Consider the following 22,859-nt stretch of genomic DNA (forward strand, 5'->3'; position numbering starts at 1 on the left):
GGTCAGCGTATTCGGCTCGGTCTGATGCGCGAGGTTTTGTGATAAGGCTTCCGAGACCCTCCGTCCGTGTCTTCACACCGTGCGACGTCTCCACCAGGGATAAGCGGTCATAAGGACAGCGGCCCACCGGGAAGCAATGGACTGAACTGATGCTCCAGAATGCTTAAGCTGGTGGTTTGTCAGGACGATCAGGCGTAGAGCACTCCCAATCAAAAGCCCTTTTCTAAGGTTTCCAAAGGCAGATCAAGAACGTCAGAGCCTTATGGAATTTGACACTGAAATAGGGTCTGTCTGGAAAATCACCGCCGAGTAAATCGTGTCCCGCACCAGCGTCGACGAGGCTTCGTTGTTCATCATGATCGCCAGGATCACCACTTCCACCAGCACCGCCGACAAGGTCAGGATCATGGTGCCGTAAGGATCACCGACCTTTTCCGCCAGCAACTCGGCGTGATGGGCTACGCGCATGGAGGCGGCGACAATAAAACCGATCAGGACCAGGCCGCCGAGCAACGCCACCAGTTGCCCGCTGCCCAGCAGCCAGTGCTCCAGCGGATAGGCGACACATACGGCGGCCAGCGCCAGCAACAGCAGTTTTTCTTGCTTGATCAAAGTGAGCATCGCGGGCCTGCCACTGTGAACGGATCATGAGTTACTGACTGTCGGGGGAGGCGAACGTTTCGTTCGGTGTGATGCACCAGGGGGTGGCGAGTGGCTGGCAGGTGCACCGTTATCGATCTGGACGGCCCCATCGCGAGCAAGCTCGCTCCCACAGGTTATGCGGATGTAGAACCTGTGGCGAGGGAGCTTGCTCCCGCTCGGTTGCGAAGCAACCGTAAAAAACAGGGCCGCTGCGCAGCCCAGCGGGAGCAAGCTCCCTCGCCACAATAAGGTCGTGTCGATTAGTTGTCCTGTTGGTCAGCATTTTGCATTGCTGCTGCACAGCCAACCTCACAACAAAATGGAGTTCGAGTTCATGCACAAACGTCCCTTGAAGAAATTGCTTTGCGCCGTCGTCGCGGCCGTCGGCCTGGGTGCCGGCCTGAATGCCAGTGCCGCCGACCCGCTGAAGGTCGGCTTCGTCTACATCGGCCCCATCGGCGACCACGGCTGGACCTATCAGCATGAACAAGGGCGCAAGGAACTGGCGGCGAAGTTCGGCGAGCAGATCACCACTCACTACGTGGAAAACGTACCGGAGGGGGCCGACGCCGAGCGGGTGATCCGTAACATGGCCAAGGACAAGTACGACCTGATCTTCACCACGTCCTTCGGCTATATGAACCCGACGCTGAAAGTCGCCAAGCAGTTTCCCAAGGTAACCTTCGAACACGCCACCGGCTACAAGCAGGACAAGAACCTCGGCACCTACCTGGCTCGCACCTATGAGGGTCGCTACGTCGGCGGCTTCCTCGCGGCCAAGATGACCAAGACCAAGAAGATCGGCTACGTCGCCTCGTTCCCGATCCCGGAAGTCATTCGCGATATCAACGCCATCCAATTGGCCCTGAACAAATACAACCCCGGCACCGAAATCAAAGTGGTGTGGGTCAATTCCTGGTTCGACCCGGGCAAGGAAGCCGACGCCGCGAACGCGCTGATCGACCAGGGCGTGGACGTGGTGTTCCAGCACACCGACAGCCCAGCACCGATCCAGGCCGCCGAACGCCGCGGCGTCTATGCGGTGGGCTACGCTTCGGACATGGCCCATTTCGGGCCCAAGGCGGTGCTGACCTCCATCGTCAATGACTGGGGCCCGCATTACATCCAGGCGACCCAGAGCGTGCTTGACCACAACTGGAAACCCCAGGACTACTGGGGTGGCCTGAAGGAAGGCACGGTGAAACTGCCGATCAGCGACCTGGTGCCGGCAGCGGTCAAGGGCGAAGCCGAGCAGATCATCGCCGACATCGAGAGCGGCGCCCTTCACCCGTTCACCGGCCCGATCAAGGACCAGGCCGGCGTCGAGAAAATCCCCGCGGGCGTGAGCGCCACCAACGCGGAACTGGCGTCGATGAATTATTACGTCGAAGGGATGAAGGCTGAGATTCCGAAATAGCTGGCGAATCAACACAAAACCCTGTGGGAGCGGGCTTGCTCGCGAAGGCGGAGTGTCAGTCAACATTGATGCTGAATGTCCCGCCGCCTTCGCGAGCAAGCCCGCTCCCACAGAAGTCCGCATCCGAATTCAGGAAAAGCCATGAACAGCCTGCCCATCATCGACATCAGCCCGCTCTACGGCGATGAGCCCGACGCCTGGCAAGGCGTCGCCGAGCAGATCGACCGCGCCTGCCGTCAGTGGGGCTTCTTCTACATCAAGGGCCACCCCATCAGCCCGGCGCGCATCGCCGAGGTGCTGGGCAATGCCCAACGCTTCTTCGCCTTGCCCGTCGAAGAAAAACTCAAGATCGACATCACCCAGACCCGCCACCATCGTGGCTACGGCGCCGTCGCCACGGAACAACTGGACCCGACCAAGCCCAGCGACCTGAAGGAAACCTTCGACATGGGCCTGCATCTGCCGGCCGATCACCCCGAGGTGCTGGCGGAAAAACCGTTGCGCGGCCCCAACCGCCACCCAGACCTGAGCGGCTGGCAAGCCTTGATGGAGCAGCATTACCGTGACATGCAGGCGCTTGCGCAAACCCTGCTGCGGGCCATGACCCTGGCCCTGGGCATCGAACGGGACTTTTTCGACACGCGCTTCAACGAACCGGTGAGCGTGCTGCGCCTGATCCATTACCCGCCCCGCGACACCGCCAGTTGCGCCGAACAGCAAGGTGCCGGCGCCCATACCGACTACGGTTGCATCACCCTGCTCTACCAGGACGCCGCCGGTGGCCTGCAAGTGCGCAACGTCAACGGCCAGTGGATCGACGCGCCGCCCATCGACGGCACCTTCGTGGTCAACCTCGGTGACATGATGGCGCGCTGGAGCAACGACCGTTACCTGTCCACGCCGCATCGGGTGATCAGCCCACTGGGGGTGGACCGGTACTCGATGCCGTTCTTTGCCGAGCCGCACCCCGACACGCTGATCCAATGCCTGCCCGGTTGCCAGGATGACGCCCACCCGCCAAAGTACCCAACGACTACCTGCGCCGAATTCCTGTTGTCGCGCTTCGCCGACACCTATGCTTACCGGCGAGAGCCGCTCGCCGTGTAGTGGATCAGCCGGTCAGGTTTTACCCGACAGGACGGCCAGCCCCCTGTAGAATGCCCGCCATCGATTCGCTGATGAGAAAAGACCATGTACGACTGGCTGAACGCCCTGCCCAAGGCTGAACTGCACCTGCACCTGGAAGGCTCGCTGGAACCCGAGCTGCTGTTCGCCCTGGCCGAACGCAACAAGATCGCCCTGCCGTGGAGCGACGTCGATACCCTGCGCAAGGCCTATGCCTTCAACAACCTGCAGGAATTTCTCGACCTCTATTACCAGGGCGCCGATGTGCTGCGCACCTCCCAGGACTTCTACGACCTGACCTGGGCCTACCTGTTGCGGTGCAAGGCGCAGAACGTGATCCACACCGAACCGTTCTTCGACCCGCAGACCCACACCGACCGTGGCGTCCCATTCGAAGTGGTGCTCAACGGCATCGCCGCCGCCCTCAAGGACGGTGAGCAGCAACTGGGCGTTACCAGCGGCCTGATCCTGAGCTTCCTGCGTCACCTGAGCGAAGAACAAGCCGAGAAAACCCTCGACCAGGCGCTGCCGTTCCGCGACGCCTTCGTGGCCGTGGGCCTGGACAGTTCGGAAATGGGCCATCCACCGAGCAAGTTCCAGCGCGTATTCGACCGCGCACGCAACGAGGGCTTCCTGACCGTTGCCCACGCCGGCGAAGAGGGCCCGCCCGAGTACATTTGGCAAGCCCTGGACCTGCTGAAGATCCAGCGCATCGACCATGGTGTGCGCGCCATCGAAGATGAGCGGCTGATGCAGCGGATCATCGACGAGCAGATTCCATTGACCGTGTGTCCGCTGTCCAACACCAAGCTGTGCGTATTCGACGACATGTCGCAGCACAACATTCTCGACATGCTCGAGCGCGGCGTGAAAGTGACGGTGAACTCCGATGACCCGGCGTACTTCGGCGGCTACGTCACCGAGAACTTCCACGCGCTGTATACCCACCTGGGCATGACCCAGGACCAGGCCAAGCGCCTGGCGCAGAACAGCCTGGATGCGCGACTTGTAAAACCCTAAGCCCACAGGTTTTTTGATCGCTTGCAAATCCACGGTTGGACGCAGATCCAATCGTGGGAGCGAGCCTGCTCGCGAAGGCGGTGTATCAGTCGACATTAGTGTTGAATGCCAGACCGCTATCGCGAGCAGGCTCGCTCCCACAGGGGATAGTGTTTAGTCGGCGACGGGCGCTTCGCTCAACTCTTCCAACGTCTTGCCCCGGGTTTCCATCCCGAACACCCAGACCACCCCCGCCGCCACGGCGAAGCACAGCGCGCCCAGGGCGAATACGCCGCCCTGGCCGGTGATGGGGAACACCAGGCCGGTCACCAAGGGGCCGAGCAGCGAACCGATACGCCCAACCGCTGAAGCAAAACCCGAGCCGGTGGCCCGCGCCGAGGTGGGGTACAACTCCGGCGTGTAGGTGTAGAGCACCGCCCACATGCCGAACAGGAAAAACTGCATCAGCAACCCGGTGCCGATCAGCAGCCCGACGTTGCCGCCAAACACCGCGCTCTGCCCATACAGAAACGCCATCACCCCGCCGCCCAGCAACGTGATGATGCACACCGGCTTGCGGCCCCAACGCTCCACCAGCCAGGCCGCCATCAGGAAGCCGGGAATCCCGCCCAGGGAAATCACCACGGTGTAATACACCGACTGGGTCACGGCGAACCCCGACTGCTGCAACAGTGCGCTGAGCCAGGACGTCAGGCCATAAAAACCGAGCAAGGCAAAGAACCAGACGCTCCAGATCATCATCGTGCGCTGGCGATACAGCGGCGACCAGATCTGCGCCAGGGCCGAAAAGAAATTGCCCGGCACACTCTCCACCCTTGGCAGGCGGATCGGCTCCGGCAGATCACGACGTCCGAGCGAGGTCCGGACCTTGTCTTCGATCCGCTTGAGCACCGCGTCCGCTTCGTCACCCCGACCGGCCTGTTCCAGCCAGCGCGGCGACTCGGGAATGAAGAAGCGAATCGCCAGGACAAACACCGCCGGCACCGCCAGCACCAGGAAGATGTCGCGCCAGCCGATCACCGGCAGCAGGAAATACGACAGCACCCCCGCCGCCACGAAGCCCAGGGGCCAAAAGCCATCCATCAAGGCGATGTAGCGCCCTCGACGCTTGGCCGGGATCAACTCCGACAGCATCGACTGGGCAATCGGAAACTCCATGCCCATGCCGATACCCAGCAGGACGCGAAACAGTGTCAAGGTCTCGACATCCTGGGCGGTGGAGCACAGGTAACTGGCAATGCCCCACAACACGATGCTCCACTGGAACACCGGCTTGCGCCCGAACCGATCGGCCAGCATGCCCGACAGCGACGCCCCCAGCACCATGCCGAAGAAGCTGGAGCTGGCGAGCAAACCGGCCTGGGCGGTGCTCAGGCCGAACTCGGTTTTGATCGAGCCCAGCAGGAACGTCATCATTGCCAGGTCCATCGAGTCGAAGAAAAACGCCAGGGCAATGATGATGAAAATCACCCGGTGATACCCACTGATGGGTAACCGCTCCAGGCGTTCCGCCGCGCTGTAACCGTGAGTGTCCATGCTGCCTCCCCAATCCGAGAATTCCCCGGACCGAGTGTGCGCGAACCTTGCGAGCGGCTATTGCTGAATACGACCTGTCGACAGCCCTGAACGACGTGCCAGTTCCCTAGAACGCCATCTCCACGGCATCCTGCCGGGCGAACCGGTGGATTTCCTGCTGGCCGAGCGTCGTCACCTGCAAGGCCCTCGAATCGTTGGGCAAGGCCAGCCAACCTGACTGCATGAACAGTTGCAGCAACGCCGCCCCCAGCGCGCCCCCCAGGTGCGGACGACGCTCGCTCCAGTCCGGGCAGGGGCAAGCGATACGGGCATTGCGATAAGCCAGGGCCTGGACGAATAAGCCCCGCTCGGCCAGTTGATTGGCACCCTTGTGCGTGACGATCACCCGTTGTTCGAACTGCTCGATCCATCCGGCGTCCAGCAGGCGCTGGTAGAGGTCGGCCGCCAGGGTTCCCCCCAGGTGGTCGTCGCACAGCCTGGCCCGCATCAACGAAGCGGGGACCGACGGGGCCTTGGTCGGCATCACCCGGCGCCTGAAGACCTCCGGAATCTGCCGTGGCGTACTGACCAGGGTCGCGCTGGCCAGCGCTTCGACGGCGGCGCCGATTTCAGGCGCGGCCAGGCGGAAGAACCGCTTGCGGCCCCGGGCTTCGACTTTCAACAGACCTCCCGCGGACAAGCGCCCCAGGTGCGCATTGGCCGAGGACGGCGACAATCCGGCGAGCAACGCCAGCTCCTCGGCCTGGCGGGCCGTGCCGTCCATCAAGGCCCACATCATTGCGCTGCGCTTGGGGTCAGCCAGCAGCGTGGCGATCTGGCTGATGCAAGGTGCATGTTCCATGTATTCACTCCCTGTTGAATCATTCGTCTACTGCTCTGGCGCAGGCGGTCGCTAGTATAAGCGCGGTGACCGCGCTTTCCTGTCCTCCGGAAACCTTTGGAGGCGATTGTTCATGAGGGAAAAGTCTCTAATTGCGTGCGACTAATGGCCCGCCCCCGCAGAGAGTGGAAATCGAGCCGTCAACTCACCGCAGCGGTCCCGGAGCATGTCCCGCAAAAGGTTGATGGGTTTGCTCAATTGTGCCCGGTGGGCACACAGCAGATTGAGGGGCGCGCGCTCGCATTGCAGGTGCGGCAAGAGGATTTTCAAGCGCCCGGCCAGTACGTCGGTGGACACATCCAGCCACGACTTGTAGGCAATCCCGGCCCCCGCCACCGCCCAGCGGCGCACCACATCAGCGTCATCACTGAAGCGATCGCTGCCGACGGTGAGGCTCACCTCCCGTTTGCCGTCATGAAAGACCCATCGGTCATGGACCCGGCTGCCCAGCATGTACAACAGGCAGTTGTGCTGGGCCAGTTGTTCCAGTTGATGAGGTTCACCCTGGCGCGCCAGATAGTCTGGCGACGCACACAGCACTCGACGGTTATCCGGGGCGACGGGCAAGGCCACCAGGCTTGAATCTTCCGGCTCGCCATAACGCAGGGCGATGTCCACCGGCTGCTTGAACAAGTCGGCCATGCGATCTCCCAGCAGCAGCCGCACCGTCAGCCCGGGATGCTCGCGCTGGAACTCATCCAGCCAGGGCAACAGCAGGTTGCGCCCCAAGTCCGAGGGCGCGGACAACTGCAACACCCCGCTGACCTGATCCTGGCCGCTGGTCAATAACCGCCGTCCTTCGTCGAGACTGCTCAACGCGGCACGGGCGTATTCGAGAAACCCCTCGCCTTCGGCCGTCAGGCGCAGGCTGCGGGTGGAACGGGCCAACAGCCGCGCACCGAGGTGCTGCTCGATCCGTTTCAACGCGGCACTGGCCACCGCTGCCGACAGGTCCATGACCCTGGCTGCCGCCGAAAGACTGCCCAGGTCCGCCGCCCGGACAAACAATTGCAAGTCATCGAAGCGAAGCATGACGACTCCATTATCAAAATATTATTGAAAGAGCCTGTTGTTTTAGCCGGTTTTATCTCGGTGATAAATAGCTAAACATGGCCTTCATCGAAACTCACCTCACGGAGCCGCTTCATGAAAGCCATTGCCTACTACCATTCGTTGCCCATCACCGACCCGCAATCGCTCCAGGACATCGAGCTGCCGGAACCGGTCGCAGGCCCCCGGGACCTGCTGGTGGAGGTCAAGGCCATTTCGGTCAATCCGGTGGACACCAAGGTCCGCCAGAACGTCCAGCCCGAAGGTGGTGCCGCCAAGGTGCTGGGCTGGGACGTGGCCGGCGTGGTCAAGGCAGTCGGCAGCGAGGTCACGCTGTTCAAAGCCGGGGACAAGGTGTTCTACGCCGGTTCCATCGCCCGGGCCGGTGGCAACAGCGAGCTGCATGTGGTGGATGAACGCATCGTCGGCCACATGCCCAAGACCCTCGGTTTCGCCGACGCCGCGGCGCTGCCGCTGACGGCCATTACCGCTTGGGAACTGTTGTTCGAGCGCCTGCACATCCAGGAAGACCAGGATGACCAGGGTCAGAGCCTGTTGATCGTCGGCGCGGCGGGAGGCGTGGGTTCGATCCTGACGCAACTGGCCCACCAACTCACCGGGTTGAAGGTGATTGGCACCGCGTCCCGTGCGCAAACCCAGGAATGGGTGCGCAGCCTGGGTGCTGACCTGGTGATCGACCACAGCCGCCCTTTGAGCGAAGTATTGAAAGAAGCGGGCCAGCCCCAGGTGACTCACGTCGCCAGCCTGACCCAGACCGACCAGCATCTGGACCAACTGGTCGAAGCCCTCGCACCCCAGGGCAAGCTGGCGCTGATCGACGACCCCAAGGCGCTGGACGTGACCAAGCTCAAGCGCAAGAGCCTGTCGTTGCATTGGGAATTCATGTACACCCGCTCGCTGTTCGAAACGGCCGACATGCTTGAACAGCACAAGCTGCTCAATCGCGTGGCCGCCCTGATCGACGCCGGCACGCTGAAGACCACGGTGGGCGAGCATTTCGGCACCATCAACGCCGAAAACCTGCGTCGGGCCCATGCCTTGCTGGAAAGCGGCCAGGCCAAGGGCAAGATTGTGCTCGAGGGCTTCTGACCGAACACGGCGGTCGCCCCGCTAACAATCCCGTGGAGAGGGAGCTTGCTCCCGCTGGGCTGCGTAGCGGCCCCTGGTTTTTGCAGTTGCTGCGCAACCGAGCGGGAGCAAGCTCCCTCGCCACAGTGATTGCCTCATTAGCCGGCGACTAACCGTCAGTCCGAGAATTGACCGTTGTCACAAATGCGATCGCATTCGGGTCTACACTCGAGGCCTTTGCAACGCAATCTTTTCGTGAGGAGGTCAGCAATGAAGATCCTGATAAAAGAAGTGGCAAAATCTCAATGGCAAGTGCGTCTTGACCAGCACGTAGTCACCTTCCGTACCGAGGCCGAAGCCCAGGCTTTTGCCACGACCTTGCAGGCGCGGATCCACGCGCCCCATCGTTTCCCCGAACAACAGCAGCGCGCGGTCGGCTGAGTCAGTCTTCGCGACTGGCCTGGACCAGTGCCCGGGCGTTTTGCAGGCGACGAGTCAGCATCGCTGCACTCACCACCAACAGCCCGCAAAGGCTAATGACCAGCGCCATTGGCACCGCGGTGCCGTCATGCAGCGCAGCGACCAACGCAGCGGCTCCCGCCGCCACGGAAAACTGCAGGCATCCCAGCATCGCCGAGGCACTGCCGGCCCGGGCGCCCTGCCCGTTCATGGCGCAGGCCGAGGCATTGGGAAGGATGCAACCCAGGCTGGCGATGCAGATAAACAGTGGGACCAGCAGCGGCCACAACTGCGCAGGTTGCAATGAACTGACCGCCAGCAGGCTCAGCCCCGCCCCCAGGTAGACCCATACCGCGCGGTTCAACAGAAACGCCGGGCCGCGCTTGGACAGCAACCGGGCGTTGACCTGGGCAACCAGGATGAAGCCCGCCGCGTTGGTGCCGAACAGCCAACCGAAATGTTCGGCCGGTACACCGTAGAGCTTGATGAAGACGAAAGGCGAACCGGCGATGTAGGCAAACATCCCGGCGATAGCGATGCCCCCCGTCAGCGCATGGCCGAGGTAGACGGCGTCGGTCAATAACCGGCCATACTGGCGCAACGCCCCCGACAACGGTTGCCGAGGTACATCGTCCGGCAAGCTTTCCGGCAACCACAAGGCCACCGCCGTCGACGCCAATGCGCTGAACACGGTCAGGGCAATGAAGATCGACTGCCAGCCATGCAGGTTCACCAGCAACCCGCCCAGCATCGGCGCGAGAATCGGCGCCAGGCCCATCACCAGCATCAGTTGCGAAAACACCTTCGCCGAGCCCACCGCGTCGCATTTGTCACTGACCACGGCCCGGGAAATCACCATCCCGGCGCAGCCGCCCAAGGCCTGGACGAAGCGGGCGCCAATCAGCCATTCGAGGTTTGGCGCATAGGCGCAGGCCAGGGACGCCAGGGTGAACAGACCGACGCCCGTCAGCAGCGGAATCCGCCGTCCGAAGCGGTCCGCCACAGGCCCATAGGCCAACTGCCCGATGGACAAGCCGAGGAAATAGGCCGCCAGGGTCAGCTGGATGTGTTTTTCGTCAGTACCGAAGGCCGTGGCCATCGCCGGAAAGGCGGGCAGGTAGAAATCGATCGCCAAGGGACCGAAAGCGCTCAAGGCGCCAAGAATCAGAATCGTACGGAGGTTCATCGGGCGTCCAGCTCAGGCGTCGTTCGACAGCCCGACAGTCTAGCCGTGCCGGGCGCTCTTGAACATTCCGATAGGTCGCTAACGATTAAAAAAACTCAAGCCACACTGATCCCATAACCCTCTTCCTTGATGGCCGCGACCACGGCATCGGCCGGCAACGAACTCTGGACCTGGACGGTCTTGGCGCCCAGGTCGACGCGCACGTCAGCCGCCGGATCCTTGGCCTGGACCGCCTCGGTGATGGCCTTGACGCAGTGACCGCAGGACATGCCCTCGACATTAAAAGTTTGCATGAGATGACTCCTTGGGATTGAGGTTGCCGCCAGTCTCAAGCTTGCCACGATGGAAAGGTCAAGTTCTGACAAAAACTGCCGGGCTGGCAATCGGCATCGCCCTCAGCCAAGCTGCACACATCAAGGATTTCACACCGGAGGTTCAGCCATGCGCTGGTCAGCGTTCAGCCTGTTTTGCATGCTCGGTCTTTCAGCGGTAGCGCCCCCGGCCTCGGCCGCCGGCGAAGACTATGGCGTGTTGATCATTTCCCGCGAGCGCCTGGAGGTGTCGACCAATTGCGAAATCGGCATCTATATCCAGGACCAACTCTCGGCCCGGCTGTTCCAGGAGCAAAGCACCTCGTTCAACCTGCCGCCAGGTCAAGTCTCCTTGCGCCTGAAGTTGCTGCCGGGGCAGGCGCCGGGTTGTAATCCGGGCATGCTCGCGCCAGGGTCTCAGAACATCACCCTCAAGGCCGGTGACATCTTGAAGTTCCGCATCGCCATGAATGAACAAGGCATGTACCTCAAGCAGGCTGGGCTCGGTTACTGACACCCCCATCTTGTGGTTGCCAGCCCCTGTGGGAGCGAGCTTTGTGGAAGCAAAGCTTGCTCGCGATCCAGGCACCGCGGTCCCTCAAGAGACTGCGGTGCTTTCATCGCGGGCAAGCCTTGCTCCCACAACGTCAGTCCCATCTTAGGGATATGTTAGCTTTTGGATTGGCGCTTGACCTTGCCAGCATGGCAAGGTTGATCCTGTAGTCATTCACTACAGGGAGCCTGACCCATGTCCGAATCCACCACGTTCGATCTACCCATTGCCGGGATGACCTGTGCCAGTTGCGCCGGGCGGGTCGAGCGAGCCTTGAGCAAAGTCGCCGGTACCCGTGCTGTCAGCGTCAACCTGGCGACGGAACTGGCCCGAGTCCAGGCCCCCAAAGGCAGCCTGCCGGCCTTGAAGCAGGCCGTCGAACAGGCGGGCTATAGCGTTCCCGTGCAAACCCTGGAGTTGAACATCGAAGGGATGACCTGCGCCTCCTGTGTCGGTCGGGTCGAACGCGCCCTGGGCAAGGTCGATGGCGTGAACAACGTCAACGTCAATCTGGCCAACGAGCGGGCCCATCTCGAACTGCTCGGCCACGTGGATGCACAAACCCTGATCGATGCGGTCAAGCGCGCGGGCTACGACGCCACGGTCTGGCAGGCCGAGCAGGCCGCCGATACCCAGGGCAACCGCCTGAATCGTGAACGCCTGGCACTGGTGCTGGCGATCCTGCTGTCCGTGCCGTTGGTGCTGCCCATGTTGCTGCAGCCGTTCGGCGTGCATTGGATGCTTCCGGCCTGGGTGCAGTTCGCCCTGGCGACGCCGGTGCAATTCATCTTTGGCGCGCGGTTCTACGTCGCCGCCTTCAAGGCCGTGCGGGCCGGTGCCGGGAACATGGACCTGCTGGTGGCCCTGGGTACCAGCGCCGGCTATGGCTTGAGCGTGTATGAATGGGCGATCGCCCGTCCCGGCGGCATGCCGCACCTGTATTTCGAGGCCTCGGCGGTGGTGATTGCCCTGGTGCTGCTCGGCAAATACCTGGAAAGCCGCGCCAAGCGCCAGACCGCCAGCGCCATCCGCGCCCTCGAAGCCTTGCGCCCGGAGCGGGCGATCCAGGTGATCGATGGCCAGGAGCGGGACGTTGCCATCAGCGCCCTGCGCTTGAATGACCGGGTGCTGGTCAAGCCCGGCGAACGTTTCCCGGTGGACGGTGAAGTGCTGGAAGGCCAGAGCCATGCCGACGAAGCGCTGATCAGCGGCGAAAGCCTGCCGGTGCCCAAGCAGCCCGGCGACAAAGTCACGGGTGGCGCCATCAATGGCGAAGGCCGGCTGCTGGTCCGCACGCAAGCCTTGGGCGCCGAAACCGTTCTGGCGCGCATCATCCGCCTGGTGGAAGACGCCCAGGCCGCCAAGGCGCCAATCCAGAAACTGGTGGATAAAGTCAGCCAGGTCTTCGTGCCGGTGGTGCTGGTGCTGGCCCTGGCGACATTGATCGGCTGGTGGCTGTACGGAGCCCCACTGGAAATCGCACTGATCAACGCCGTTGCGGTGCTGGTAATCGCCTGCCCCTGCGCCCTGGGCCTGGCGACGCCCACGGCAATCATGGCTGGCACCGGTGTGGCTGCGCGCCACGGGATTCTGATCAAGGATGCCGAGGCCTTGGAGCGCGCCCATGAAGTCACGACCGTGGTGTTCGACAAGACCGGCACCCTGACCTCCGGCACGCCCCGCATCGCCCACCTGACCGCCCTCGACGGCGACGAGGACGCGCTGCTGAAAATGGCCGGGGCGCTGCAACGCGGCAGCGAACATCCGCTGGCCAAAGCGGTACTGGATGCCTGCGCCGAGCGCGGCCTGCACGTGCCGGATGTCAGCGACAGCCAGTCCCTGGCCGGACGCGGCATTGCCGGTAGCCTCGACGGGCGCCGCCTGGCCTTGGGCAATCGTCGTCTGCTTGAAGAACGGGGTCTGAACCCCGGTTCGCTGGCCGAATCTGCGCAGGTTTGGGAAACCGAAGGGCGCACGTTGTCCTGGCTGATCGAACAAGGCGCAGTGCCGCGGGTGCTAGGCCTGTTTGCCTTCGGTGACACCCTCAAGCCTGGTGCTCTGGCAGCCGTACAGGCCTTGGATGAACAGCACATCGCCAGCCATCTGCTCACCGGCGACAACCAAGGTAGCGCCCGGGTAGTGGCCCAGGCGCTGGAGATTTCCAATGTCCATGCCGAGGTACTGCCGGCGGATAAATCCGCCATCGTCCAACAATTGAAGCGCCATTCGGTGGTGGCGATGGTGGGCGACGGCATCAACGACGCCCCGGCCCTGGCCGCCGCCGACATTGGCATTGCCATGGGCGGCGGCACCGATGTGGCGATGCATGCCGCGGGCATTACCCTCATGCGTGGCGATCCGCGCCTGGTGCCGGCGGCGCTGGACATCAGCCGCAAGACCTACGCCAAGATCCGCCAGAACCTGTTCTGGGCGTTTATCTATAACCTGATCGGCATCCCCCTGGCGGCGTTCGGTTTTCTCAACCCGGTGCTGGCCGGCGCGGCCATGGCGCTGTCGAGCGTCAGCGTGGTGAGCAATGCGTTACTGTTGAAGTTCTGGACACCCAAGCCATTGGAGGACAAGCGATGAACATCGGCCAAGCGGCCCGCCAGAGCGGCCTGAGCGCGAAGATGATCCGTTATTACGAATCCATCGGCCTGCTCAAGGCTGCACATCGTACCGACAGCGGTTACCGGATCTACGGCACCGATGACCTGCACACCCTGGCGTTCATCAAGCGCTCCCGCGACTTGGGATTTTCCCTGGAAGAGGTCGGCAAACTGCTGACCCTCTGGCAAGACCGCCAACGCGCCAGCGCCGACGTCAAGGCCCTGGCCCGGCAACACATCGATGAGCTGAACCAGAAAATCCGCGAGTTGGCCGAACTGCGCGACACCCTGCAAGACCTGGTCGAACACTGCCACGGCGACCACCGCCCGGATTGTCCGATCCTCAAGGAACTGGCGTCGGGGTGCTGTAAGAATTGATGCCAACCGCCAATCCCCTGTGGGAGCGAGCCTGCTCGCGAAGACGGTTGCCCATTCAACATCCATGCAAGCTGACCCATCGCTTTCGCGAGCAGGCTCGCTCCCACAGGGGGCTTGGTGGGGGACATCAGATTCGAGCTCCAACACAAAACCTCTGTGGGAGCGGGCTTGCTCGCGAAGGCGGCGGCACATTCAACATTGATCCAAGCTGACCCACCGCTTTCGCGAGCAAGCCCGCTCCCACAGGGATTGGCTGTGAATATAGATATTGAAGGCATCGAAAAACCAATGTGGGAGCGAGCCTGCTCGCGAAGACGGCGGCACATTCACCATCAATGCAAGCTGACCCACCGCTATCGCGAGCAAGCTCGCTCCCACAAAAAACCCGGCCATTGGCCGGGTTTTTGTTCAACCGATCATTGCATCCACGGCGGCGGTGGTTCTTCGGTCTTGCCGGGTGGTGCATCGTCGGCGGCGCGTACCGCCTGACGGCGTTCTTCGTCCAGGCGTGCAGCCTCGATTTCACGCATGATCCCGCCGACATCCGCCAGCTCTTCCGGCTCGTCGAACTCGCCGGTCAGCACGCTGGCCGGGTGCAGGGTGCCGGCTTCGTATAGTGCCCACATTTCCTTCGCGTACTTGGTGCGCTTGAGCTCCGGGGCGAACCGGCCGAAGTAGGACGCCATATTGCCCACGTCCCGCTCCAACATACTGAAGGCATGGTTGTTACCCGCGGCATCCACGGCTTGTGGCAGGTCGATGATCACCGGTCCCGTTGGCGTGAGCAGGACGTTGAACTCCGACAGGTCACCATGCACCAGACCGGTACACAGCATCAGCACGATCTGGGAAATCAGATAGGCGTGATATTCACGAGCCTGGTCCGGCTCCAGCACCACATCGTTCAGGCGCGGTGCCGCATCACCATACTCGTCGGCCACCAGCTCCATCAGCAGCACGCCTTCGAGGAAGTCGTACGGCTTGGGCACACGCACACCCGCGCTCGCCAGGCGAAACAGGGCCGCCACTTCGGCATTCTGCCAGGCGTCCTCGGTTTCCTTGCGCCCGAACTTCGAGCCCTTGGCCATGGCCCGGGCCTGACGGCTGTTGCGCACCTTGCGGCCTTCCTGATATTCGGCCGCCTGACGAAAACTTCGCTTGTTCGCCTCCTTGTAGACCTTCGCGCAACGTAGCTCGTTGCCGCAGCGCACCACATAAACAGCTGCTTCTTTACCACTCATGAGTGGGCGCAGCACCTCGTCGACCAGACCGTCCTCGATCAGGGGTTCAATGCGTTTTGGAGTCTTCATCAGCTTTTATTGTGGGTCCTTTATTACCAAACACGCGAATGACAGTCGTTATACGGCAATCCTTGCTCCACGGGGAGGGGGTGCCGACCTATGAACCGGTGATGCACACACTGTGCCGGATTATCGACCGCGCCAAATCATAGCCGAGACCGGACCTGGCGTTGGCAACTGAATGCCCAGGTATTTGCGACAAGAGCTGACAGCCATGTCTACCGCCGCCGTAGGTCAGTGCGGCGACTCAATGCTTGAACAACTCCCCCGGGGTAAACCCGAACATCCCCTTGAACGCGGCAATGAACGCGGACGTTGAATCATACCCACAGGACAACGCGGCGCTGGTGACGCTGTCGCCTTTCTCCAGCGAGCCCAGGGACGACAACAAACGCATGCGCTGGCGCCAGGCCCGAAAACTCAGGCCCGTCTCGCGCTGGAACAGGCGCATCAGGGTTTTTTCCGACGTGCCCAGACGCTCGGACCAAGCGTGCAAGGTGACGTTCTGTTCGGGCTGTTCGATCAAATCGTTGCACAGCGCCAGCAAGCGGGCATGTCGCGGCAGCGGCAGGGAAAATCCCACCTCCGGCAGCGTCGCCAACTGATCCAGCAGCACCAGCACCAGCCGTTCTTCCTGGGTATTACCCTGGGGATAATCGACCGGCAGCTGACAGAACACCTTGATCAGTTCACGGGCCAGCGGCGTGACCTCCAGCACCCGACAGCGCTCATCGGCCCAGGGGCAAGCGTGGCGATGGACGTACAGACTGCGCATTTCCGCCCGGGTCGAGGTCACCACCTGATGCTCCAGGTCCGCCGGAATCCAGATGCCCCGTTGTGGTGGAGCAAAAAAACTGCCGGCGACGGTGTGTACGCCAAGAACGCCGCTGATGGCGTAGGAAAATTGCACCCAATCATGACGATGGGCTTGGGTCCAGGAACCGGCGCTCAGGCTTTCGACACGGGCGTACAGCGGCCTCGGCAATTGCCCCAGGTCGGGGATATGGCGTTCCAGCTGCTGATGTCCGTTAGGCGGCATTGATTGGCCTTATGTCGCAAGACGACTAATGAAGACGACGTTAGGCTAAGTCGACTTTTCCTACAACTTGCGGTGCCCTATGCATATCGTCAGACACCTCAAACGCCTGGTGACCGACTGGTTCCTGTGCGGCATGTTGCTCGCCACGCTGTTGGCGTATTTCTTCCCGACCTTTGGCGCCACGGGCGGTGCCATGCATGCCGAATGGGTGGTCAACATCGGCATCTTCGTGGTGTTCTTCCTGCACGGGGTCAACCTGTCCGGCGAGCAGATCCGCCACGGCCTGAAGAACATCCGGCTGCATGCGATGGTGCAGGGTTTCACCTTTGGCGTGTTCCCCTTGATCTGGCTACTCAGCAACTGGCTGCTGGGCAGCCATGTGCCGGCGCTGCTGATGCTGGGTTTCTTCTACCTCTGCGCCCTGCCCTCGACGATCTCTTCCTCGGTGGCCCTGACGGGCAGTGCGAAAGGTAACGTGCCAGCGGCGATTCTCAACGCGAGCCTGTCCAGCGTACTGGGGATTTTCCTGACACCGTTGCTGGTCAGTTTCGTCGTCGGCAGTGGCGCCGGGGGCATCGACCTGGGGTCAACCTTGCTCGACCTGTGCCTGATGTTGCTGCTGCCGCTGGTGCTGGGGCAGTTCCTGCGGCGTTGGCTGGCCGGCTTTTTCGGACGATACAAACGCTACACCAGCCTCATCGACAAGTTGGTCATCCTGCTGCTGGTCTATGCGGCGTTCTGCAACTCGATGGTGTCCGGCATCTGGCGCCAGCAAGGCAACGGCGTGTTGCTCAGCGCAGTGGTGGGCAGTGCCGTGCTGCTGGCAATCATCCTGTGGGCGACCACCCGTACCGCCCGCGCCCTGAAGTTCAACAGCGCCGATGAAGTCGCCGCGGTGTTTTGCGCCAGCAAGAAATCCCTTGCCGCCGGGGTGCCGATGGCGGCGTTGATTTTCGGCAACCATCCGGGCCTGGGGCTGATTCTGCTGCCGATCATGATCTATCACCCGCTGCAGTTGATCGTCTGCTCGATCCTGGCCGAGCGCTATGCTAGCCAGCACAAGGCGCTGACATCCGGCCAGGACGGCGTCCTCGTCAACGCTCGATGATCGCCGTCACGCCCTGGCCGGCGGCGGCACAGATGGAGATCAACCCTCGACCTCGCCCGGCGGCATCCAGCAACTTGGCGAGGTTGGCGACAATGCGCCCGCCCGTGGCGGCAAACGGATGCCCGGCGGCCAGGGAACTGCCCTTCACGTTCAGCCGGCTGCGGTCGATGGACCCCAGCGGCGCGTCGAGGCCCAGGCGGGTGTTGCAGTAGTCCGGGTCTTCCCAGGCTTTGAGCGTGCACAGCACTTGGGCGGCGAACGCTTCATGGATTTCGTAGTAATCGAAGTCTTGCAAGGTCAGGCCGTTGCGCGCCAACAATCGCGGCACGGCGTAGACCGGGGCCATCAGCAGCCCTTCGGCACCGTTGACGAAATCCACCGCTGCCGTTTCACCGTCACGCAGGTACGCCAGGATCGGCAGGCCCCGGGCCTTGGCCCATTCTTCGCTGCCCAGCAGCACCAACGAGGCACCGTCGGTCAGTGGCGTGGAGTTGCCGGCAGTCATCGTGCCCTTGGCGCTTTTTTCGAAGGCCGGCTTGAGGGACGCGAGTTTTTCCAGGGTCAGGTCTGGGCGCAGGTTGTTGTCCCGGGTCAGGCCGAGAAACGGCGTCATCAGGTCGTTCTGCCAACCTTCGGCGTAGGACGCGGCCATTTTCTGATGGCTCTCCAGGGCCAACTGGTCTTGCGCCTCCCGAGGGATCTGCCAGGTCTGGGCCATCAATTCACAGTGCTCGCCCATGCTCAGGCCAGTGCGCGGTTCGTTGATGCGCGGCAGATCCGGCATCAGGTGTTGGGGGCGCAATTGCAGGAAAGCCTTGATTTTCTCGGCGGTGGTCTTGGCGCGATTGGCTTGCAGCAGGATCCTGCGCAACCCCTCGTTGACGGCGATCGGCGCGTCCGATGTGGTGTCGACGCCGCCGGCAATGCCGCTGTCGATCTGGCCCAGGGCGATCTTGTTGGCCACCAGCAGCACCGTCTCCAGCCCCGTACCGCAGGCTTGCTGTACGTCATAGGCCGGCGTCATCGGTGACAACCGCGAACCGAGCACGCATTCGCGGGTCAGGTTCATATCCCGGGAGTGCTTGAGCACCGCACCGGCCGCCACTTCGCCGATGTGCAAGCCATGCAGGTTGTAGCGTTCGATCAGCCCCTCGAGGGCAGCCGTCAACATCGCCTTGTTGCTGGCGGTGGCATAGAGCCCGTTGGAGCGGGCGAAGGGAATGCGGTTACCGCCGATGATCGCGACGCGACGTAGCTGTGTCATGAAAGAACTCCCTGTGTACCCTGTGAAAACTCAACCGGACCCTGTGGGAGCAAAGCTTGCTCGCGATGAACGATGACGCGACCTACCTGAAAAACGCGGTGTCTGCATCGCGAGCAAGCTTTGCTCCCACAGGTATCCCGTGCCCTGGAAACAGCGCTCCGGCACAAGCTTAGGCTTTATCTCGCCGATCGAACGACTGATTGCCAATCATGGTCCACACTTGGAACCTCATCAGCCGGAGTGTGTTCCATGTCTGACCGTTATATCGACTTCGCCAATTCGCCCATTGGCCGGCGCATGGTCGGGTCCCTCGGCCTGCCCTCGCCGGTACGCCTGGAACGCTGGCAGGCCGGGCGGCTGCGGCCGATCGAAGGCGCGCTGCTGCTGGGCGGTGGGCCGTTGACCGAACAGATCGGCACCTTTGCCAAGCGCCTGACCGACAGCATTTTCATCTACGGCGGCGAACCGACCCTGGCCACGGAATGGATCCCCGGCCACGGCCCGAAAATCAAGGCGGTGGTGTACGACGCCAGCCATTTGGTCCAGGCCGACCAGCTCAAGCAACTGCGGGAATTTTTCCAGCCACTGATGAAAAACCTCGACCACAGCGCCCATGTCGTCATCCTTGGGCGTGCACCGGAAAGTCTTGGCGATCCGTTCGCCGCCAGTGCCCAGCGAGCGTTGGAGGGTTTCAGCCGGTCCCTGGCCAAAGAGCTGCGCCACGGCGGGACGCTGCAATTGCTGTACGTCGGCGACGGTGCCGAAACCCAGTTGGAAGGTGCGCTGAGGTTTTTCCTGTCGCCCAAAAGCGCCTTCATTTCCGGGCAGGTCATTCGTCTTAACGCCTGTGACACCCAAGTCCAGGACTGGACCCGGCCGCTCACGGGGCTCAAGGCGTTGGTCACTGGCGCAGCCCGCGGGATCGGCGCCGCCATCGCCGAAACCCTGGCCCGCGATGGCGCCGACGTGATCCTGTTGGACGTCCCCCAGGCCAAGACCGATCTCGACGCCCTGGCGGCACGCTTGAGCGGGCGCAGCGTCACGCTGGATATCTGCGCTGAAGAGGCTGCCCCACAGTTGATCGAGCACCTGCCCGACGGCGTCGATATCGTGGTGCACAACGCCGGCATCACCCGGGACAAAACCCTCGCCAACATGACCCCGGAATTCTGGGACGCCGTGCTGGCCGTCAACCTCAACGCCCCGCAAGTACTGACCAAGGCCCTGCTGGACAGCGGCACCCTGCGGGACAATGGCCGGGTGGTTCTGCTGGCGTCCATCAGCGGCATTGCCGGCAACCGTGGGCAGACCAACTATGCGGCGAGCAAAGCCGGGCTGATCGGCCTGGCCCAGGCGTGGGCACCGCAGTTGCAGACACGCGGGATCAGCATCAATGCCGTGGCGCCGGGCTTCATTGAAACCCGCATGACCGCCGAGATCCCCTTCGCCTTGCGCGAGGCCGGACGGCGCATGAGCTCCCTTGGCCAGGGCGGTTTGCCCCAGGACGTCGCCGAAGCCGTGGCCTGGCTCGCACAACCGGGCACCGGCGCCGTGACCGGGCAGGCCCTGCGGGTGTGCGGTCAAAGCCTATTGGGAGCGTGACCATGACGATCCAATGGCATGACGTCAGCAGCCCGCCCTCCATGTCCGGGCTTTATTCGAAAGCGGCGACACGGCGCAAGGTCACCGGAACGACCTTGCCCGAGGAAGGGTTGCGCCAGGTGCTCCAGGTCGACCCGCAACGGCTGGCGGCTTATCGCAAGGTTTGCGGTTTCGTCGATAACGGACTGCTGCCGCCGACCTATCCCCACGTCTTGGCGTTCGCCCTGCAAATGCAATTGCTCACGGGGCGGGACTTCCCTTTTCCGTTGTTGGGGCTGATCCACTTGAGCAACCGCATTCGTGTATTGCGGCCCATGGGCGGGGTCGGCCAGGTGCGGACCAGCGTCCACGTCGAGAACCTGCAAGCCCATGCCAAGGGCGCGGTCTTCGACCTGGTGACCCGCCTCGATGATCAATTGGGGCCGCTGTGGGAAGCCCGGAGCCAGATGCTGTGCAAAGGGGTCCAGCTTGACGGCGCACTGGTGGACGACTCGCCCGAGGCCAGCTTGCCCTTGATTGAAGTCGCGCGTTGGGCCGCACCGGCTGACATCGGTCGGCAGTACGCCAAGGTCTCCGGCGACTACAACCCGATCCACCTGAGTGGCATGAGCGCTCGGCTGTTCGGCTTCCCCACCGCCATCGCCCATGGTCTGTGGAACAAGGCCAGGACCCTGGCGGCGCTGGATGACCACCTGGCCGAGGCCAACATCGAAATTGACGTGACCTTCAAAAAACCAGTGCGCCTGCCCAGCGAAGTGACCCTGCTGGCCAGCGCGGCGGGCTCCAGTGGGCAACTGCAACTGATGGGCGCCGGGGCGCTGGAGCATATGGTGGGAGCGTGGCGGCCGGTGGCCTGAGCAGGTCGATGGTATTCACCGCGCCCCCTGTGGGAGCGGGCTTGCTCGCGAAAGCGGTGGGTCAGTCTGAATCAATGTGACTGTGCAGCCGTCTTCGCGAGCAAGCCCGCTCCCACAGTTTGTCCAGGGATGTTCATAGATCCGATAGCCACCACCAATCCCTGTGGGAGCGAGCTTGCTCGCGATGGCGGTGGGTCAGCTTGCATCCATCTTGAATCACCCCACTCAGCGCGGCGGGTAGTTGGACAGGATCCGCCCGACCGTCTCTCGCACAGCCGTGTTGCGGTCGGTCGGGTTGGGGGAGTTGCTGAGCAATTGCTCATCACTGCCACGCCACACCAGCTTGCCGTCCTTGCCATCGAGCAGGTCGATCTGTACGGTGGCGACCTTGTAGCTGATGTTGCGGGTTTCGTTGTACATCGGTCCGCCCCAATACCCGTTCCAAGGGCCGCCCCAACCGCCGCCATAGTTGGTCGTGACCTGCTGCTGGCGGTCCTCGACAATCAAATAGGCCTGGACCAGCACATCGCCGCGCCCACCTGCCGCGGCCGGACGCAGGCCGCGCTGGTCGAGTTGATCGGCCACCGCCTGGCGGATCCGCTGCTCGGTCAGGTCGCTCTTGATACGGGGGTCATCGGGACGATATTGCAGCGCCGGGTCTTTCCAGCTCCAACTGCGGTATGCCGCGAAATCACGGCTGGTGTCGAAGTCATGATTGACCTGGTTAGAAGCACAGGCCCCCAGCAGCAAGGTGAAGGCCAGTAGAGCAAGACGGCGAAACATGGTTTTTCTCCGTTGCGTAATCAACTTGGCGGATACGCCGACAGGGCTTTTTCCACCGCTTCACGAATGGCGTCGGTGCGCTCGGTCTGGCTGCCCCGCTGGCCAGTCTCGGCGCTGGCGCTCCACACCGGCTGACCGGTGCGGGCATCGAACAGGTCCACCCGAACCACCACGACTTGTTCCTGATACGTGCGCACCATCGGCATCGGACGGTACACGCCATAACCCGGACCGTAGCGGTCGTAACGGTTGTAGCCACCGTAGTACCCCGCATCATAGTCGTCCCGAACCTGACGCACGCGGGTTTCCAGGCGCAGGTCGGCGCTGACGAACAGGTCGGCGGGCCGGTTGTCATGCAGCGGCCGCAGGCCCCGCTGGTCGAGGGCATTGCTCACCGCTTCGGCCACTTGGGCCGAATCCGCCCAGGCAGTGCCCGGTGGCAAACGCCCGTCACGCCAGGCCCAACTGCGATAGCGCCCGTAATCACGGGGCGGCGCCGGATAGGCGCTACGGTCGAACACCGTGGCGGCCTCGGGCGGCGCCGGCGGCAGCGGGTTGGACGTGGCGACATAGGGATTGCTGCCCTGGCAGGCCACCAGCCCCAGGCACAGCACCAACAACCCTGAACGACCTTTCATTTCGCGCTCCGA

Annotated in this window: 21 protein-coding genes and 1 pseudogene; 11 read left to right on the forward strand and 11 right to left on the reverse strand. The window is 62.7% G+C overall.

The annotated features are described in order from the left end of the window. Positions 1–279 precede the first annotated feature (279 nt). A pseudogene (locus M1D99_RS26470) lies at positions 280–621 on the reverse strand (calcium:proton antiporter); the annotation flags it as partial. Between the two features lie 355 nt (positions 622–976). Here M1D99_RS26470 and M1D99_RS26475 point away from each other — a divergent pair. The 3 genes from M1D99_RS26475 to M1D99_RS26485 all read left to right on the forward strand — a co-directional run bounded on the left by M1D99_RS26475 (position 977) and on the right by M1D99_RS26485 (position 4,204). Then, positions 977–2,059, forward strand: coding sequence for a BMP family ABC transporter substrate-binding protein (locus tag M1D99_RS26475; RefSeq protein WP_434572580.1), 1,083 nt, complete (start codon positions 977–979; stop codon positions 2,057–2,059). Between the two features lie 141 nt (positions 2,060–2,200). Then, positions 2,201–3,166 carry a 2-oxoglutarate and iron-dependent oxygenase domain-containing protein gene (locus M1D99_RS26480; RefSeq protein WP_434572582.1) on the forward strand — a complete coding sequence of 322 codons (966 nt, stop codon included), beginning with the start codon at positions 2,201–2,203 and terminating at the stop codon, positions 3,164–3,166. 84 nt (positions 3,167–3,250) lie between these two features. Continuing rightward, on the forward strand, positions 3,251–4,204 hold the full coding sequence (locus tag M1D99_RS26485; RefSeq protein WP_458131027.1) for an adenosine deaminase: 954 nt from the start codon (positions 3,251–3,253) through the stop codon (positions 4,202–4,204). A 153-nt stretch (positions 4,205–4,357) separates the two neighbouring features. Here M1D99_RS26485 and M1D99_RS26490 read toward each other — a convergent pair whose 3' ends face one another. The 3 genes from M1D99_RS26490 to M1D99_RS26500 all read right to left on the reverse strand — a co-directional run bounded on the left by M1D99_RS26490 (position 4,358) and on the right by M1D99_RS26500 (position 7,652). Continuing rightward, the gene (locus M1D99_RS26490; RefSeq protein WP_434572586.1) at positions 4,358–5,740 is read right to left on the reverse strand and encodes an MFS transporter; all 1,383 of its coding nucleotides are present in this window, start codon (positions 5,738–5,740) and stop codon (positions 4,358–4,360) included. A 106-nt stretch (positions 5,741–5,846) separates the two neighbouring features. Then, positions 5,847–6,581 carry an ArsR/SmtB family transcription factor gene (locus M1D99_RS26495; protein WP_434572588.1) on the reverse strand — a complete coding sequence of 245 codons (735 nt, stop codon included), beginning with the start codon at positions 6,579–6,581 and terminating at the stop codon, positions 5,847–5,849. A gap of 141 nt (positions 6,582–6,722) precedes the next feature. Next, positions 6,723–7,652, reverse strand: a complete 930-nt coding sequence (locus M1D99_RS26500) for a LysR family transcriptional regulator (protein ID WP_434572590.1) — start codon at positions 7,650–7,652, stop codon at positions 6,723–6,725. 114 nt (positions 7,653–7,766) lie between these two features. Here M1D99_RS26500 and M1D99_RS26505 point away from each other — a divergent pair, with 114 nt between their 5' ends. Together M1D99_RS26505 and M1D99_RS26510 are read left to right on the forward strand one after the other, a co-directional pair. Further along, a complete protein-coding gene (locus M1D99_RS26505) occupies positions 7,767–8,780 on the forward strand; it encodes a zinc-binding alcohol dehydrogenase family protein (RefSeq protein WP_186707938.1) in 1,014 nt (337 codons plus the stop codon). A gap of 249 nt (positions 8,781–9,029) precedes the next feature. Then, positions 9,030–9,200, forward strand: a complete 171-nt coding sequence (locus M1D99_RS26510) for a hypothetical protein (protein WP_434572592.1) — start codon at positions 9,030–9,032, stop codon at positions 9,198–9,200. Position 9,201: 1 nt separating this feature from the next. On the opposite strand, the gene M1D99_RS26515 is transcribed toward M1D99_RS26510, so the two are convergent. Continuing rightward, entirely contained in the window at positions 9,202–10,404 is a 1,203-nt protein-coding gene (locus M1D99_RS26515) for a multidrug effflux MFS transporter (RefSeq protein ID WP_458131028.1), read from the reverse strand. A 95-nt stretch (positions 10,405–10,499) separates the two neighbouring features. Beyond that, complete coding sequence (locus M1D99_RS26520; protein ID WP_186707934.1) at positions 10,500–10,697, reverse strand: heavy-metal-associated domain-containing protein; 198 nt, start codon at positions 10,695–10,697, stop codon at positions 10,500–10,502. A gap of 148 nt (positions 10,698–10,845) precedes the next feature. Between M1D99_RS26520 and M1D99_RS26525 the strand changes: the two genes are divergently transcribed. From M1D99_RS26525 to cueR, 3 genes are all read left to right on the forward strand, one after another. After that, entirely contained in the window at positions 10,846–11,229 is a 384-nt protein-coding gene (locus M1D99_RS26525) for a hypothetical protein (protein WP_434572597.1), read from the forward strand. Positions 11,230–11,463: 234 nt separating this feature from the next. Then, positions 11,464–13,857 carry a heavy metal translocating P-type ATPase gene (locus tag M1D99_RS26530; RefSeq protein WP_458131029.1) on the forward strand — a complete coding sequence of 798 codons (2,394 nt, stop codon included), beginning with the start codon at positions 11,464–11,466 and terminating at the stop codon, positions 13,855–13,857. Continuing rightward, positions 13,854–14,255 carry a Cu(I)-responsive transcriptional regulator gene (gene cueR / locus M1D99_RS26535; RefSeq protein ID WP_109752292.1) on the forward strand — a complete coding sequence of 134 codons (402 nt, stop codon included), beginning with the start codon at positions 13,854–13,856 and terminating at the stop codon, positions 14,253–14,255. Before M1D99_RS26530 ends, cueR begins: the two co-directional genes overlap by 4 nt. A gap of 416 nt (positions 14,256–14,671) precedes the next feature. On the opposite strand, the gene M1D99_RS26540 is transcribed toward cueR, so the two are convergent. After that, entirely contained in the window at positions 14,672–15,565 is an 894-nt protein-coding gene (locus M1D99_RS26540) for a PA4780 family RIO1-like protein kinase (RefSeq protein WP_014336406.1), read from the reverse strand. Between the two features lie 238 nt (positions 15,566–15,803). Beyond that, positions 15,804–16,595, reverse strand: a complete 792-nt coding sequence (locus M1D99_RS26545; RefSeq protein ID WP_458131030.1) for an AraC family transcriptional regulator — start codon at positions 16,593–16,595, stop codon at positions 15,804–15,806. 79 nt (positions 16,596–16,674) lie between these two features. On the opposite strand from M1D99_RS26545, the gene M1D99_RS26550 reads away from it, so the two are divergent. Further along, on the forward strand, positions 16,675–17,703 hold the full coding sequence (locus M1D99_RS26550; protein WP_458131031.1) for a bile acid:sodium symporter family protein: 1,029 nt from the start codon (positions 16,675–16,677) through the stop codon (positions 17,701–17,703). Here the strand turns inward: M1D99_RS26550 and M1D99_RS26555 are convergent. Then, complete coding sequence (locus M1D99_RS26555) at positions 17,690–18,967, reverse strand: acetyl-CoA C-acetyltransferase (protein ID WP_458131032.1); 1,278 nt, start codon at positions 18,965–18,967, stop codon at positions 17,690–17,692. The genes M1D99_RS26550 and M1D99_RS26555 overlap by 14 nt on opposite strands. A 249-nt stretch (positions 18,968–19,216) precedes the next feature. On the opposite strand from M1D99_RS26555, the gene M1D99_RS26560 reads away from it, so the two are divergent. After that, entirely contained in the window at positions 19,217–20,569 is a 1,353-nt protein-coding gene (locus tag M1D99_RS26560; protein ID WP_434572608.1) for a 3-oxoacyl-ACP reductase, read from the forward strand. Between the two features lie 2 nt (positions 20,570–20,571). Then, positions 20,572–21,426: a MaoC family dehydratase gene (locus tag M1D99_RS26565; RefSeq protein WP_434572610.1), complete on the forward strand. Its 855-nt coding sequence runs from the start codon at positions 20,572–20,574 to the stop codon at positions 21,424–21,426. 225 nt (positions 21,427–21,651) lie between these two features. Here M1D99_RS26565 and M1D99_RS26570 read toward each other — a convergent pair whose 3' ends face one another. Both M1D99_RS26570 and M1D99_RS26575 read right to left on the reverse strand, forming a co-directional pair. Then, positions 21,652–22,209, reverse strand: a complete 558-nt coding sequence (locus M1D99_RS26570; protein WP_186707916.1) for a DUF4136 domain-containing protein — start codon at positions 22,207–22,209, stop codon at positions 21,652–21,654. 20 nt (positions 22,210–22,229) lie between these two features. Then, positions 22,230–22,847 carry a DUF4136 domain-containing protein gene (locus M1D99_RS26575; RefSeq protein ID WP_186707914.1) on the reverse strand — a complete coding sequence of 206 codons (618 nt, stop codon included), beginning with the start codon at positions 22,845–22,847 and terminating at the stop codon, positions 22,230–22,232. Positions 22,848–22,859 lie beyond the last annotated feature (12 nt).

It is taken from the genome of Pseudomonas sp. R3-41 (assembly GCF_054161485.1).